Genomic DNA, 15,939 nt, shown 5'->3' with positions numbered 1-15,939 from the left:
CTGTTTGTTGTCATCACGACACTCATCACTCAGAAAACACAAAAAAAGCCTTCGGCTTAACCTTCTCAGGCGGTGCATTCAACAACGCCTGATCCATCAAACTCCCCGCCTTATCCTTATCCGCCGCCCCCGGCAGCACCGGCGGTTTAATCCCGATCCCTGTGCCGGAGCCAGCCGAGCCACCCGCATTGATCTTGATCACCGGCCCAACCACCGTCACCCCACCGCCATCGAGCTTGATAAAGCTCCCACCCCCAAGGATGGTCAGCTCCGTCCCCGCCTCGATAACAATCTTGTCCCCAGCCTTGAGGTGAATCTCTTTCCCCACACTGGTGAGCTGCGCAGTCCCCAACTTCACATGCTGGTTCTGCCCAATCGTCAAATGATCATTCAGCTTCGCCTCTACCTTGCGGTCGGAAATCGTGGTGCGATGTTCTTCAGCCTTCAGCTCGGTGTAGCTGTTCTTAACCACCGTGTCATGACGTTCATTGCCGACCCGAATTTTCTGGTCATGCTCAACGTTCTCATCCCAATCGCGCTGCGCATGGATGTAGATCTGCTCCGCACCTTTCTTGTCTTCAATGCGCAGTTCGTTGTAACCACCGCCGCCCGGTGAGCTAAGCGTTTTGAACACGCTGCGAGTCTTGTTCGCCGGCAGGGCGTACGGCACCGGGTTTTCCTTGTGGTACAGGCAGCCGGTGACGAGGGGTTGGTCGGGGTCGCCTTCGAGGAAGGTGACGAGGACTTCCATGCCGATGCGCGGGATGGAGATGGCGCCGTAGCGGTCGCCGGCCCAGGAGCTGGAGACGCGCAGCCAGCAGCTGGTTTTGTCGTCGGCGAGGCCTTCCCGGTCCCAGTGGAATTGCACTTTGATGCGGCCGTATTGGTCGCAGTGGATTTCTTCGCCTTTGGGGCCTGTGACCATGGCGGTCTGGCTGCCGAGCACGCGCGGTTTCGGGTGTTCGAGGGCTGGGCGGTAGAACACGTCCCACGGCGTGGCGAGGAAGCGGTTGCGGTAGCCCTGGTGGAAGTCGTCTTTTTCGTCGGTGGTGTCGCTGGTCACGCCTTCTTCGAGCACTTGCGGCTGTTTGCCTTCGTGGAAGATCTCGGTGAGCAGCCACAGGTCGTTCCACTCGCTGCGCGGGTGGTCGGACATTTCCATGAAGTGGCCGCTGACCAGTTTGGTCTGGTCGCCGCGACCTTCGGCCTGGCGGTAGTCGGCGCGGTGGCGTTCGAGTGCGCGCTGGCTGAGGAACTTGCCGCGCGCGCGGTCGATGAAGCGGCCTGGGTAGTCGTAGTCTTCCAGATCCGGTTCAGCGCTGTCGCCGTCGGGTTTGTACGCGGCTTCCATTTGCAGGCGCGGTTTTTCGAAATCGTAGTCGCGGCGCGTGGTGCGGCTGGTGCGGGTTTCCAGGCGCAGCTTGAAGGCTTTGATCACCGGCTCGTCGGCGACCATGCCGCTGCCCTGCACATAAGCAGTTGGCTGCCCGAGGTTCTGGAACACGGTCTGGTCGTCGCCGAATACCAGCAGGTGAGCTTTTTCGCTGTGCTGGAAGTGGTAGTGGATGCCTTCTTCTTCGCACAGGCGCTGGACGAAGTGCAGGTCGGTTTCGTCGTACTGCACGCAGTAGTCGCGATCCGGGCACGGCTGGCTGAGCTGGAAGCTGTAGGCGTTGCCTTTGATGCCATGCTCTTCGAGGATCAGCGCAATGATTTTCGGCGCCGACATCTGCTGGTAGATGCGCTGGTTGGTGCGGTGATGCAGGTATTGCAGTTGCGGCACGATCGAGACTTTGTAGCGGGTCAGGCGCTTGCCGGCATCGCCCTGGGCGACGCGGTAGATCTGCCCGTGAATGCCCGAGCCTTGTGGATCGAATGCGAGGAACGCCTGCTTGTGCAGCAGTTGCTCCAGATCCAGGTCAGGATTTTCGCTGACCAGTTCGAGGTCGAAGCGATACGCCTGGCTGATGCCTTCGGTGCCGGTGAACGACAGCACTTGCAGGTCGCCGACGTAGTCTTCGACCTTGAGGCTGAAGTGGGTTTCGTTAGCTGAGTTGAACATCGTGTGCTCCCTGTTCGAATGTCATCCGTTACGCCCGAAGTCGCAGACGTTGCAGCCAGGACGAAGTGGCGCCCAAGGCGTCACGCAATTGTGCGGCAGTGATGTTGCGCTCTGCCGGATTGAAGCTCAGCGCGGTCTGCAGCGCTGACCAGCCGTGTTTCGCTAGATTTTTCGGTGCGTGCAGCTCGCGCTCCAGGTGCTCGTCGCGGGCCTGGGTCGAGGGCAGGCGGCGGAACGGGTGTTTGCCGCTCGCCAGCTCGTAGATCACGCAGGCCACGCCGTATACGTCCGCGCTGGCCGACAAGGGTTGGCCTTCAAGCAGTTCGGGGGCGGCGTAGCCCGGGGTCCAGGCGTTGAAACGCTCGCGGCTCAGGTGCGGCAGGCCGGGCAAGGCGCCCTCTTCTGCCTGCCCCAGGCCGAAGTCGAACAGGCGCAAGCCGTCTTCGCTGAGCATGACGTTGCTCGGCTTCAGATCACCGTGCAGCACGCCGCGACGGTGGGCGTAGGCCAGCGTATCGAGCAGCGGCAGGACGATGTCGCGCAGTTCCTTCCACGGCAGGCCGAGGGGCCGCTCGCAGAGCAATTTGTCCAGGGTCAAGCCACGCATGTATTCCATGGTGATGAAGGCCCGCTGGCAGTCGGTGTCGACTTCAAAGGTGTGCGCACGCACGACGTTGTCGTGGCGCAGACGCCGGGTCAGGGCGAACTCGCCGTAGAGCAAGGCACTGGCGTCCGGCGATTCGGCAAATTCTTCGCTGAGAATTTTCAGCGCAATGTAAGGATCGGGATCGCCGAACTGTTCGTGCAGCAGATCCCGCGCCCGGTAAACGGCGCCCATGCCACCGGCCCCGAGCAAGCGCTCGAGGTGGTAGCGACCGGCGAGTACATCCGGCAGCGCACCGATGCTGGCCTTGGTCGGCGCCAGCAGCGGTTCGGCCTTGTTGCCCTTGGCGAAGGCGAAGTAGGTCAGGTTATTGGCCTGTTCTTCGCTGATCAGCAGGTCATCGATGGGCGATTCGAGTTCACTCATTGGCGGATCACCACGGCAGTCAGGTTGTCACGCGCAGCGCCTCGCAGAGCGCCGTCGAACAAACGTTCCAGCGCCACGTGCGGCGCGCTGAGGCTGAGGGCGTTGCCGAGGGCATCGCTGCTCAGGCCCTGATACAAACCATCGCTGCAGAGCAAAAACGCATCGCCCGGATAGACCTCGAGTTCGAGTACATCCAGAGTCAGCGTTTCGGCGGCGCCGACCGCTCGGGTCAACGCCTGAGCCGCCGGGTGCGCTGCCGCTTGCTCGACGCTCATTTGCTGCTCGTCGATCAGTTGCTGTTGCAGCGAATGGTCCTTGGACAGCTGATACAGCCGCTGCCCACGCCACATGTAGCAACGGCTGTCGCCGGCCCAGATGCAGGCCGCGCGATTGCCTTCCACCAGCAATGCCACGACGGTGCTGCCCATGATGCTGTCGTGGCGTCCGGCGGTGACCGTCAACTCTTGCCCCAAACGCCGGTTCAGCCAGTGCAGGCACTGGCGGATGGCTTTGAGGCGCTCGTCGAAGTCCTCGTGTTGCGGCAACTCAGCCAGGCTGGCGACGATCAACTGGCTGGCGATATCGCCACCCTGATGACCGCCCATGCCGTCCGCGACCACCCACAGCCCATGCTGCGGGGAGTCAAGGAAGGCATCTTCGTTGCGCGCCCGCACCTTGCCCGGGTCGGTACGCGCCGCGCTGCGCCAGGGACTGGCCACGAGCATCAGAGCTGCACCGGCATACGGAAGGTGCGCAGCACGCCCAGGTCAAACGGGTTCGGCGAGCGCTGGCTGGTCAGCAGGTAGTTGGCGCGCAAGCCACCTACGTCCGCCTTCAGCACCAGCACGTCGCGACCGGTCAGGTACTCGGTCTGCATCAGATCGAACAGACGGAACAGCGACCAAGGGCCAGAGTTCTTCTCGATACCGATCGGGCGTCCGGCCATCTTGTCCATGACCAGGCTGGTGCGACCGTCTTCAGCATCGGTCGGCCACTTGAAGGTCATTGGCAGGATCGGGCCGTGACGGTATTCCATGGTCTTGTCGCCGAACTTGAATTCGGAACGGCTGACCGCCGGATCGAGGGTGTACGGCTCAAGCTTGAACTGCACGGTCGGCTCGGCCGGGTTGATCGAGAAGAAGCTCTGACGAATCGTCAGTGCGGCGGCCATCTGGTCGAGGTAGACCTTCGACACCGGCAGGCTGTGACCGTCGACGCTGCGCATGCGGTAGTTGCCCGGATCGCCGCTGACGAACGGACGCATGTAGCTGTCGAAGAAACGGTCGACAATGCCCTGCGCCTTGAAGAACTCGCGGAAATCGCTGATCGAAACATCGCTGGTGCTGCTGGCGCTGAACGGATAACGCTTGCTGATGGTTTTGCCATACACGCTGTACAGCTCGTTCTGATAACGACCGTTCAGGTATTGGTAGGCATCGTTGAGCACCAGGCGCCACGAGTCTTCGGCCAGCACGTTGAACCACACGCTCAGCGGACGCGGCAGGCGACCGGAAGCATTGCGCAGGTTGGTCAGCGCATCACGCTGGCCGCTCATGCGCGTCTTGGCCATTTCAAACGCAGCCTGTTCCGGCGTGCTGGAACGGGCCAGACCGGCCAGTTGCAATTGCAGGTCGTTGAGCGCGTTAAACGCTGGCGTCAGGTCAGCGCCCGGGCCGTTGTTGTCATCAAGCAAACGATGCAGCGGCTCGAAGCGACGTTGCAGGGATTTCTTCGCGGTGTCCGGCAGGTTTTTCGCCACGTTCAGCGCCGAAGCCTTGTCGGCGGCAGCAGCGGCGAGTTTGCCGACCTTGCCCAGTTTGCCTTTCTGCCCGGCCAGCGCATCGGCCGCTTCGCCGGCTTCATCGACCGGATCGGCCGCGGCTTCGAAGCGAGTGTTTTCACGCACTTCGGTGAGCAACGCGAGTACCGGCGAGTTGGCCGAAGTCAGGCCCGCCAGTTGTTCGGCGCCTTCGCCGGCGTCGCTGATCGGTGGCAATGCGACCTGGCCAACGGCTTCGCTCCAGTAGTTGGCGTAGTCGCGGAAGTACAGTTGCTCCAGCTCGACCATCAGGCGACGCAAGTCCATGTCGCTGATGCCCGCGCCTTCGCCCAGCACCCAGTTGTCGCGCAGGATATCGGTGACCAGCGCCGCGCCCTGTACCGAGAAATACTGCTGATAACCCTGCTGGGTGTAGAACCCCGGTATCACGTATTCGGTGCCGATGAACAGCGAGCCTTGTGGGCCCAAGTGTTGGCTGAAGCGATAGTCCGGCAGGTTGCGCGCCTGCTCGCGGAGCATGCGGTAAACCACGTTGGCCAACGATTCGCTGCGCAGAACCTGACGTGCCTGTGTCACCAGTTGGTCGTTCAACGGATAAATGAACGGCTGCTTGAGCAAGCGCTCGAGGTGAGTGTTCAGACCGTTCTGCACCGCGGTGTTGCCGGTGTAGCGCTGCGACCAGTCAGTGGCGATCCAGTCCTTGAGCCACGCCGCATCGCGACGGTCCTTCATGTTCAGCATCAGGTACGCGCGCAGGCTGTTGAGCAGGCGATCGCGGTCCTTCATGTTGGCGCGGATCTGCCCTTCGAGCAGGGTCGCCACCCGTGGCAGCAACTGCGCTTCAAGCTCACGCTCGTAAGCAGTCTTGACCACCGGATTGATGTCTTCGCCCTGATACAGGCCGCCACGCTCGTGGTACGACACGTCGCTTTTGCTCGGGAACACCTGGGTCGCGGCGTAACTCGTATCCAGAACTTTCAGCACGCCCATGGCGTCATCGCGCGGCGAAACGGCCGAGCGTTGCTGGGTCCAGTTCTGCGCCAGCGTGCGCAGGTTTTCCAGACGCTCGTAGTTGGCCGAGAAACCACCGGCCCAGAGCATGCCGAACAAGGCCAATGCCGCCAGTGCGCCAACGTACAGCGCGCGCTGGCCCCAATGAATGCGGCTGCGCTCGCGCTTGTCCAGACCGGCCAGATCGGCTTCGGGGAAAATCACCTGGCTGAGCAAGTGGTGGATGAAACGCGAACGGCCGCTGCGCAGGGTCGGCAGCACACCGGCGTTCATGCCGAGACTGGCGCCGATGCCGGCGGTGGTCGAATCCATTTCCTGGGTCAGGTGTGGCGCGCTGGTCAGGTAGAAACCGCGCAGTTGCGTGGCCCGCTGATAACGGTTGCCAGTGAACGCCATGTCGACGAACAGGCACAGGCGCTCGCCGATCTGCCCGAGTTGATGCGGGAAGTCGAGGATGCGCCCACGGCGCTGAGTGTCGCGCTCGGAGTGCATGCGCATGATCACTTGGCTGTTCAAGCGTCGCAGCAGCTCTTCGAACTCGTTGCGCAGAACCGCCACGTCGGTGCCGACCTGATCCTTGCGGAAGCTGGTGCCGAGCACCTGATCGCTTTCTTCGCGGGTCAGCTGATCGAAGAACTCGTCGAAGCCCAGCAGCTTGTCAGCCTTGCTCAGCACCAGATACACCGGCACATCGACGTGCAGTTTCTGATGCACATCCTGCAGACGGCTGCGCACTTGGCGCGCCAGCGTATCGATGTCCTGCTCGCTGCCGCCGGTGAGGGTTTCCACCGGAATGGTCACCAGCACGCCGTTCAATGGACGACCGCGACGGCGCTTGCGCAGCAGCTCGAGCAAGGTGGTCCAGGCGTTGCCGTCGACTTCGGCGTCCGGCTGAGTGGTGTAGCGCCCGGCAGTGTCGATCAGCACACCGTGGTCGGCGAAATACCAGTCGCAATGACGAGTGCCGAGGGTGTCGCGGGTCAGCTTGCGGTCGATCTTGTTGATCGGAAATTCCAGGCCGGAAAAATCCAGCAGGCTGGTCTTGCCCGAAGCCTGCGGACCGATCAGCAGGTACCACGGCAAATCACTGCGCCAGCGCTCGCTGCGGCCGCGATACAGACTCGACGTTTTCAGGGTTTTCAGTGCGTCCTTGAAACGCGCCTTCAACTCCTTCTGCTCTTCGTCGATCAGCTCTTCGCGGCGAATGCGGTCCTGGCCATCCTCGCTTTCTTCCTCGGCTTTCTTGCGGATACCGGCGCGCCAGCTGACGAAGACCATGGTCAGGCCCCAGATCAGGAACAGCACGCTGATGGTCAGCAGGCGCGAGGTCGCGCTTTCCCAGAACTTGTAATCATCGACCGCCAACAACGGGCCGACGAACCACACCAGCAGCGCCACGAACAGCACCAGCAGCAAGGTCCAGACCCAGGTCTGGCGCAGGAAGGCGCCGACTTTCTTGAAAAACTTTTTCATCACACGTCCCTGTTTTACGGCTGCGCCTGCGGTTGCACCGCGGCTGGATCAAGCGGCTGATAAGGTTGCAGAACGGTGTCGCGCTGCTCGCCCAAGACCCAGGCGAAGCCCGAATACATCACCACCAGGCAGACCAGTGTGAACAGCACCACCATCCACGCCGGCACGATGCGCACCAGATTGCGGCGCTGATCGTTGAGGCCTTCCCAGTGCGGCGACAACTCGCGCGGCACGTCGCCACGCAGTTGACGAATCTGCCGATACAAGGCGTCGCGGATGCCTTCGAGCTCAAGCATGCCGCGCGCCTGGACGCGGTACTTGCCCTCGAAACCGAGGGACAGGCACAGGTACATCAGTTCGAGCATCGGCAAGTGCTTGACCGGGTTTTTCGACAGCCGATCGAGCAGCTGGAAAAACTTCTCGCCGCCGAAGGTTTCGTTGTGGAAGCTGCTCAGCAGGCTCATCTGCGACCACTCGCTTTCGTTGCCCCACGGCGTGGTCACGACAGCTTCGTCGACCACGGTGCAGAGCACGTAACGCGCGGCCATCACCTGGCTGCTTTCGGCGCCGTTGTGCAAGGCGCGCACTTCGAACAACTTCAGCCCGGCGGTCAGGCGCTCGTTGAGCGCATACAGATCTTCGCGGGTTTCGCTGTGCTTGAGGCGCACCACTTCCGAGAGCAGTTCGGACGAGGCCGCGACCAGCGAATTGAGGCTGATGTTGAACGCCTCTGCCGGGCGAAGGCGCGCGGCGTAGATCATGCGTTCTTCCAGTTGCTCGAAACGCGGCGGCGCGGCGAAGTCGGTCAGCGGACTCGACGCCGGCCCGTGGCCCTGACGGTCGAGCAGGACGGTTTTGTCGTCCTGGTTGTAATCCGTTTCCTTGATCATGTCGGTCAGTTCCTGATGGCCCAGAATTTCAGTTCAAGCTCGGCGAATTCGCCGGACACGTGGAACGCGAAACCGCCGGAGCGCTCGAGTTGTGCCAGGTCTTCGGAACTGAGTTCGAGGATGAAATAGGTTTTGTTCGAGTGGAACGCGATCTGCCGTGGGGCCACCGGCAACGGTTTGACCTTGATCCCCGGCAGGTGCAGGTTGACCAGTTGGCGGATGCGCTCCACCGGGCCGACCTTGAGGTGCGCCGGCAAGCGGTGGCGCAGTTCTTCGGAGTCGCAGTTGGCACTGGCTGCCAGCACGAACGAGGCCGAGCCGAGCAGTTTGTGGTCGTGCAACGGCGACACAATGATGCCGTACTGACGCGCCTGCAGGATCAGTTCGATGGCGTGCTGCTCGAGCACCATCGACAGCACCTGCCGGATCGCTTCCATCAGTTTGCGGAAACTGCCGCCCTGGTCCGCGTGGGAATAGCGGCTGTCCAGACGCGGGCGTTTGCTCTCGCCGGAGAAGGTCGCCAGATCGCCGAGCATGGTCAGCAGCGTGCGGTACAACTCTTCGGGATGCACCTGCTCAAGGCCGAGGTAATGGCGCAGCAGCAGTTCGGTGCGGTTGATCAGTTGCAGCATCATGAAGTCGCCGACTTCGGCACCACCAACCTTGCCGTTGGAGCGAATCCGCTCGGCAATGGTGTCGCCGCGGTGGCTGAGCATGCTGATGACTTCTTTCAGGCACGACAGCAGATAGCTGGAAGCGTGGGCCTGAATGTAGGTCGGCACAAAATCCGGGTCGAGGCTGATGACACCGTCGGGCGTGGTGTCGAGCACGTCGCAGATCTTCAGCTTCACGTAGGCCTGATCGCTCTGCTGCTCGCCGAGCAACAGTTTGAAGTCCGGGCGCCCACAACTGACCTGACTGGCGGAGTCGTCGCCGGCGTTGGAATCAGCCACCTCGGCGTCATACGCTGTGTAACGCGCCAGCACGTCGGATTGCTCCGGGCGACGGGCCTCGATGTGGTTGCCGGTGACCAGTGGCAGCGCCAGATAGATCGGCGTGTTGCCGGTGTTCGGCGGCACGTCCAGCGCCAGCGGTTCGGTGTTGCCGCCGAGTTCGAACAGGCTGCCGTCCGGCAGAATCCCCGAGGCTTCACTGATCACCAGTTTGCCCATGTTGAGGAATTGCAAGTCGATCTCCAGATTGAGAAAACCCCAGGTGTAGCCACCGAGCAACTGGGTGCGGGTTTTCATCTGGTGATCGTAATAACGATCGTTGTGCTGGAAGTGCTGCGGTCGCAGCAGCATGCCTTCCTGCCAAATGACTTTATGGGTGTTCATGATCAGTCATCCGCCTTGGCGAGCACTTGTTGGGTATTGCGGATACCGGCCTGATCGAGGGTCAGATCAGCCTCGGTGAGTTCCAGCGGAGTGATCTGCACGGTGTAGCGCCATTGCGTTTCCGGCAGGTCACGGTAGGCAGCGAGGACGCCCACGTAACGGCTGCCCTCCTCCACGCTGAGCTTCATTTCCACGGTTTCACCCGGGCGCAGTTCGAGTTCTTCGCTGGCCACCAGATCCGGGTTGAGGGATTCCTTGGCGCGCTCGTAGAGGCTGAAGAAGTCAGCATTTTCGAAGGTCACCGGGTGCTTGAGTTCGAACAGGCGCACGACAATCGGCGACGGACGACCGTTGAGGTCCGGGTTGAGCTGATCGCTGCCGGTCAGCTTGAGGTTGAGCTTGGTCACTTTCGAATACGGCGACAGCGACGAGCAACCGGCAAGCAGCACCAATAAGGTGAGCGCAGTCAGCGTCTTGAAAAAAGCGGTCGAGCGGCGAGACATGCGCATCATCCTTGGTGGTCGGTGTGGAGGGTGGAGATCAGGCGGATCTGTTCTTCGTAGGCCTGGGCGAAGTCGCGAGCCAGCAGACGCTCGCTCCAGTCATCGTCCTGACGCAGGGCCTGGTGATAGCGGCCGAACGCTCTCCAGCGCCCGCCCGAGGTAGCGATCAACGGCTTGTTGTCGCGCTCGAAACGCAGGGTCAGTTGCTCTGGCGAAAAATGCTCCAGAGTGCCGCGTACGGCGGCGCGGCTGGCGGTCAGCAAGGCCACTTGGTGCGCCTGCAAGTCGCGGAACGCGCGGGAAATCGCTTGCTCGGCCGGCAGGTGCCCGGGCTTGCTTGGCTGCAACAGAATCTCCAGTGCTTCACTCGGATCAACAGCGAATTTCAGTGGATTCTTGTTGGTGCCTTGTACGGTGGTCTGGGCCAGACGCAATTCGTTTTTCAGCTCCGAGCGGGTGCGCAGGCTCTGCTGCAAACCACCGATGCTCTGCCGCAGCAGACGCGCGGCGTTGAGCGCCAAGGCTTCGCGTTCGTCGTGGCTGAGGCCTTTGACGTCCACGCCCAGCGCCGCACCGAAATGCTCCCAGAAACCTTCACTCTGGCGCTCAACGGCTTTGGGCGCCGGAGCAGGCTCAGGTTCGACGGGGGCAGCGATCAGCTCCGGCACCATCAGGCTTTCCATGTCGATGCGTGCGTAATCGGCGCGCTGACGGGAGTCTTCCGGCTTGGTATTGGGCGCCAGCAGCTCGTCAATTTCCGAGTACACGCGCTCTTGCTGTTCGAGGGCATTGAGCGGGTCGAGGTCGAGGAACGCGTCGTCCGGAATGATGCTGCCGGCAGGCCGCGGGCGACCGACCTCGCCGTCAAAGGTGGCTGGATCGCGCACCAGTCGCGCGCGTATCTCGAAGTCGCCGAGAACGTAAGTGCTGCCGTGCTCGATGCGCACCGGCTCGCCCTTGTGCAGGCGCGCGCCGCTGCCGCCGTCCTGGACACCGTTGCTGCTGGTGTCGGTGAGGAAGAACGAGCCCTCGCGGTAACTGACAATCGCGTGGTGGTTGGACAGGTGACGCTTGCGGTCAGGGATGATCCAGTCGCAGTCCTCGCCCCGCCCGATCACGCCGCCGGCCTGTTTGAAGGTCCGCTGGCACGACTCGGTGGGCACGAACTGCTTGGTGTTCAGCATTTCGAAAACCAATTCCATGTTTGATGCTCCTTGCGGTCACTTGCCGCGATTGACCGCTTGCGGATCACCCAACGGGCGATAGTCGTTGTCGTTGAATTTGTAATTGCCGCTACAGCCGCCAAGGCCGCATAGAACGACGAGGGTCAGCAGGACAGCGTGCCAGTGACGAACAGACATCAGAGGGTCTCCAGGTGTAGACAAAGCACAAAGCGCCGACCCTTGCGGGCGGCGCTGAAATAAGTTTTTGAGGTGGGCTCGAAGGCTCTACATCGCGGCCTTGAGCCATAGCCTGGAGGTACGGCGACCTCCTGTGGCGAGGGGACTTGTCCCCGTTGGGGGGCGCAGCGCCCCCAAAACCTGCCAGCGCGGTCTCTCAGTGAAACCGTATTTACCGGACTGCGACTGCTGCGCAGCCGGACGGGGATAAATCCCCTCGCCACAGGGTATGTGTTGGGTTCGAAGAAGTGCTGTAGCTCAACCATCGAAGTCACCCAAATTGATATTCAGGCGCCCGAGGCGGTACAGCAGTGTGCGCCGCGGCAGGCCCAGTTCGCGGGCGGCGAGGGTCTGGTTGCCGTCGTTCTTGCGCAGGCAATCGAGTAGCAAAGTGCGCTCGACCTGCTCCAGCCGTTCGCGCAGATTCAGGCCGCTGTTGTCCTCGGGCATCGGTTCCAGACGCAGCGAGAAATGCTCGGCGAGCAACTCGCCGCCTTCGCATAAAAGCACCGCGCGTTCGACCAGTGCCTTCAGCTCGCGGACGTTGCCGGGGAAGGTGTAGCCGCACAGGTGTTCCAGCGCGGCGTCCGACCAGCGCACCGGATCGCGTTGCAAGAAGGTGCAGGTTTTCTCGGCGAAGTGACGGGCCAGATCGAGGATGTCGCCTTCGCGCTGACGCAGGGCCGGTAGCTCGATCGGGAATTGCGCGAGGCGGTAGTACAAGTCCTCGCGGAATTTGCCTTCGCTGACCAGCACCGCCAGATCACGGTGCGTCGCGGCGATGATGCGCACGTCGATCTTGTGCGTGTCGTTGGAGCCCAGCGGACGGATTTCGCCTTCTTGCAACACGCGCAAAATCTTCGCTTGCAGCGGCAGCGGCATGTCGCCGATTTCATCGAGCAGCAGCGTGCCGCCATTGGCCGCGTCAAACAGCCCGGCGCGATCGCGATCGGCGCCAGTGAAGGCGCCTTTGCGGTAGCCAAACAGTTCGCTTTCCAAGAGGTTTTCCGGGAACGCCGCGCAGTTCTGCACGATGAACGCCTGAGAACGACGCGGGCCGCAATCGTGAATCGCCCGCGCAACGACTTCCTTGCCGGTACCGGTCTCACCGCGCAACAGCACGGTGTATGGGCTGTGCAAGACTTTGCTGATCAGCGAGTAGGTCTGGCGCATTGCCGCGCTTTTGCCGATCAAACCGTAGCCACTGATGCTCGGCACACTGCGCGTGACCGTGGCCGATTCAGCCAACGGCTGGCGCAGGCGTTGCAGCAAATGCAACTGACCGAGCACGAACGAGCCGAGCTGGCCGAGGGAATAGGCAAAGCCTTGCAGGTCGGTGCGACGGTGGCTGGCGCACAGCAACAGACCTTCAACCGCCTTGTGCTGATTGACCAGCGGCACGCACAACAACGACTGCCACGGCGCGGTCGCCGCCGGCAGGAAACTGGTCTCGTGCAGGCTGGCGCTCAGGTCATCAAGGCACACCACGCGGTTCTGGCACAGGGCGAATTGCAGCAGTTGCTCACCGTTGTAATCCGCCGGCAGACTCGCCGCCTGGCGCGGTTGCAGCGCGCCGTCGAGGCACTCGGCGTTCATCCCCAGGCAGGTGTGAGTGGCGTCGAGCAGGTACAGCTGAGTCAATTCGCAACCGCTCAGTTCAGCCAGACCTCGGACGAATTCACCCAGCAACGCAGCACCGTCCGCCGCCCGCGACAGACTGGCGAACTGCGCCAGCAACGCTTCGGCGTAGACCAGTGGCTGCGGCACCTGAGTGAACATCACGCCCACCTCAGGCGAACTCGCACATCACGCTGGCGTTGCCGTCGAGCGTGGCATGCACACGCTTGAGACTTTCGCCGGTCGCCATGGCATCGAGCAGACGATCGGCCACCAGCGGCAGCACGTGCTGATCGAGCAGATGGTCGATCAGGCGCGCGCCGCTTTCGCTTTGCGTGCAGCGCTCGGACAGATGATCGACAAGGTTCTGGCACCAGCTGAAATCCAGCTGGCGACGGTTCAGGCGCTCGCCGAGACGGCCGAGTTTGATCTCGATCAGCTCGCGCAGCACCGGGCCGCCCACCGGGTAGTACGGCACTACTTTCATCCGCGCCAGCAGCGCCGGTTTGAAGTGCTTGCTGAGCACCGGGCGAATGGTTTCTTCGAGCACTTCGGCGGTTGGCCGCGCGCCGTCTTCGCAGAGGTCGCTGATCTTGTCGCTACCCAGATTCGAGGTCATCAGGATCAGCGTGTTGCGGAAATCGATCTCGCGACCTTCGCCGTCGTTGGCCACGCCCTTGTCGAAGATCTGGTAGAACAGGTTGAGCACGTCCGGGTCAGCCTTCTCGACTTCATCAAGCAGTACCACCGAGTAAGGCTTCTGGCGCACGGCTTCGGTGAGCATGCCGCCCTCGCCGTAACCGACGTAGCCCGGCGGTGCACCGATCAGGCGCGAGACGGTGTGCTTCTCCTGGAACTCGGACATGTTGATGGTGGTGATGAAGCGATCGCCGCCGTACAGCAGGTCAGCCAGGGCCAGCGCGGTTTCGGTCTTGCCGACGCCGCTCGGGCCGACCAACAGGAACACACCGACCGGTGCGTCAGGCTTGTTCAGACCGGCAGCGGTGGCGCGCATCGAGCGATCCAGTGCGTGCACGGCTTGTTCCTGACCACGGATACGCGTGCGCAGATCGGTAGCGAAACTGGCGACCTTGGCGTTGTGCTCGCGGGCCAGTTGCGCCAATGGCACGCCGGTCCAGGCGCTGATCACTTCGGCGACCAGACGCGGGCACACTTCGAAACTGACCAGACGTTCTTTGACTTGCGCAGCGGTCAGCGCGGCGTGGGTTTCATGCAGCTGAGCTTCCAGCGCTTCGACGCTTTGGTCTTCTTCGACTTCGGCGACCACGGTCTCAATCACAGTGCCTTCGGCGTCTTCTTCAACGCTGACGGTCGGCTCGACGGCTGCGGCTTCGCGGGCCTTGGCCAGTTGCTGACGCAGCTCCAGCAGGCGCTCGGCCAAAGCTTTCTGCTCAGTCCACAAGGTTTCCAGCGCGACCATTTCGTTTTCGGCTTCGTCCAGCCGCGCTTCCAGTGCGTCCAGCGCCTCGTGGTCGATCAGCAGACCAGCCTCGGCATCGCGACGCAAGGCCTGGCGCTGACGGCCACCTTCAGCCAGTTCCCCGCGCAGGCGCTCCAGACTTTCCGGAGCAGCCGCGAGGCTGATGCGTACGCGGGCACACGCGGTGTCGAGCACATCGACGGCCTTGTCCGGCAGTTGCCGACCGGCCAGATAACGCGCGGACAATTCGGCGGCGGACACCACCGCGTCATCGCGCAGGTAAATGCCGTGGCTCTTCTCGTAGACCTGGGCCAGACCACGCAGAATGGTCACCGCTTCGCTGACGGTGGGTTCGTGCAGTTGCACTGGCTGGAAACGACGGGCCAGTGCCGGATCTTTCTCGAAGTATTTCTTGTACTCGGCCCAGGTGGTCGCGGCGATGGTGCGCAGTTCGCCACGGGCCAGCGCCGGTTTCAGCAGGTTGGCCGCGTCGGAACCGCCAGCGTTGCCGCCAGCGCCGATCAGAGTGTGGGCTTCGTCGATGAACAAAATGATCGGTTTCGGCGAAGCCTTGACTTCGTCGATCACGCCTTTCAAACGGCGCTCGAACTCACCTTTGACGCTGGCGCCGGCCTGCAACAGGCCCATGTCCAGCGACAGCAATTCGACACCCTTAAGCACCTGCGGCACTTCACCGGCAGCGATGCGCGATGCCAGACCTTCGACAATGGCGGTTTTACCGACACCGGCCTCACCGACGACGATCGGGTTGTTCTTGCGACGACGGGCAAGGATGTCGACCATCTGCCGGATCGCACCGTCACGGCACAGCACCGGGTCGAGTTTGCCGTCGCGGGCCTGTTGGGTCAGGTTGTGGGTGAAGCGCTGCAACAGTGATTCGCCCTGTGCGGCCGGTTTGCCATTGGCCGCCGGTTGCTCCTGTTGCGACAGGGCAAATTCTTTCAGGCGATCGATGTTCAGCTTGGCGAGCAGCGGCTGATAACGGCTGCCGGCATAACGCATCGGGTTACGCAGCAAAGCCAGAATCAGCGCGGCGTCTTCAACCTGGGTCTGGCCCAGCTCAAGGTTGGCCACCAGCAGCGCATCTTGCAGCCATTGCACCAGTTCCGGGGCGAACACCGGGTTGCGCGAAGCGCTGTGCTCGACCCGCGATTGTAGTGCAGCGGTCAGTTCACCGGCATCGACGTCAGCATCTTGCAGGGCGCGGCTGAGCAAGCCGTTCGGACGCTCCAGCAGGCCCAGCAGCAAGTCCTCGACAAGAATCTTGCTGCCGCCACGGGCGACGCAACGCTCGGCCGAACGTTCCAGATCACGACGGGTTTCGGCGTCCAGCGCCTGGATGAGTTGTTGCAGGTCTACGTTGATCATGGCTCA

At 62.3% G+C, this 15,939-nt stretch carries 11 protein-coding genes; all 11 read right to left on the bottom strand.

Annotated features, from left to right (window positions below):
- Nucleotides 1-25: 25 nt before the first annotated feature.
- The gene (locus tag HU739_RS18405) at nucleotides 26-2,062 is read right to left on the bottom strand and encodes a type VI secretion system Vgr family protein (protein ID WP_186546062.1); all 2,037 of its coding nucleotides are present in this window, start codon (nucleotides 2,060-2,062) and stop codon (nucleotides 26-28) included.
- 28 nt (nucleotides 2,063-2,090) lie between these two features.
- Entirely contained in the window at nucleotides 2,091-3,092 is a 1,002-nt protein-coding gene (locus HU739_RS18400; protein WP_186546064.1) for a serine/threonine-protein kinase, read from the bottom strand.
- Nucleotides 3,089-3,817: a PP2C family protein-serine/threonine phosphatase gene (locus HU739_RS18395; RefSeq protein WP_186546067.1), complete on the bottom strand. Its 729-nt coding sequence runs from the start codon at nucleotides 3,815-3,817 to the stop codon at nucleotides 3,089-3,091. The genes HU739_RS18400 and HU739_RS18395 overlap by 4 nt, the downstream gene beginning before the upstream one ends.
- Nucleotides 3,817-7,356, bottom strand: a complete 3,540-nt coding sequence (tssM, locus tag HU739_RS18390) for a type VI secretion system membrane subunit TssM (protein WP_186546069.1) — start codon at nucleotides 7,354-7,356, stop codon at nucleotides 3,817-3,819. Before tssM ends, HU739_RS18395 begins: the two co-directional genes overlap by 1 nt.
- 14 nt (nucleotides 7,357-7,370) lie before the next feature.
- Nucleotides 7,371-8,246 (bottom strand): type IVB secretion system protein IcmH/DotU, encoded by an 876-nt coding sequence (gene icmH / locus HU739_RS18385; RefSeq protein WP_186546071.1) that lies wholly within the window; start codon nucleotides 8,244-8,246, stop codon nucleotides 7,371-7,373.
- A gap of 5 nt (nucleotides 8,247-8,251) precedes the next feature.
- Complete coding sequence (gene tssK, locus HU739_RS18380) at nucleotides 8,252-9,583, bottom strand: type VI secretion system baseplate subunit TssK (RefSeq protein WP_186546073.1); 1,332 nt, start codon at nucleotides 9,581-9,583, stop codon at nucleotides 8,252-8,254.
- Nucleotides 9,584-9,585: 2 nt separating this feature from the next.
- On the bottom strand, nucleotides 9,586-10,086 hold the full coding sequence (tssJ, locus tag HU739_RS18375) for a type VI secretion system lipoprotein TssJ (protein WP_186546075.1): 501 nt from the start codon (nucleotides 10,084-10,086) through the stop codon (nucleotides 9,586-9,588).
- 5 nt (nucleotides 10,087-10,091) lie between these two features.
- On the bottom strand, nucleotides 10,092-11,288 hold the full coding sequence (gene tagH / locus HU739_RS18370) for a type VI secretion system-associated FHA domain protein TagH (protein ID WP_186546077.1): 1,197 nt from the start codon (nucleotides 11,286-11,288) through the stop codon (nucleotides 10,092-10,094).
- Between the two features lie 18 nt (nucleotides 11,289-11,306).
- A complete protein-coding gene (locus HU739_RS18365) occupies nucleotides 11,307-11,447 on the bottom strand; it encodes a hypothetical protein (protein WP_003229566.1) in 141 nt (46 codons plus the stop codon).
- Between the two features lie 297 nt (nucleotides 11,448-11,744).
- Nucleotides 11,745-13,265, bottom strand: a complete 1,521-nt coding sequence (locus HU739_RS18360; protein WP_186546079.1) for a sigma-54 interaction domain-containing protein — start codon at nucleotides 13,263-13,265, stop codon at nucleotides 11,745-11,747.
- Nucleotides 13,266-13,275: 10 nt separating this feature from the next.
- On the bottom strand, nucleotides 13,276-15,933 hold the full coding sequence (tssH, locus tag HU739_RS18355) for a type VI secretion system ATPase TssH (protein WP_186546081.1): 2,658 nt from the start codon (nucleotides 15,931-15,933) through the stop codon (nucleotides 13,276-13,278).
- Nucleotides 15,934-15,939: the final 6 nt, after the last annotated feature.

The sequence above is a fragment of the Pseudomonas hamedanensis genome (assembly GCF_014268595.2).
Classification (GTDB): Bacteria; Pseudomonadota; Gammaproteobacteria; order Pseudomonadales; family Pseudomonadaceae; genus Aquipseudomonas; species Aquipseudomonas hamedanensis.
Note: the sequence above shows the minus strand (reverse complement) of the source record. Positions and strands in the feature narration are given on the sequence as shown.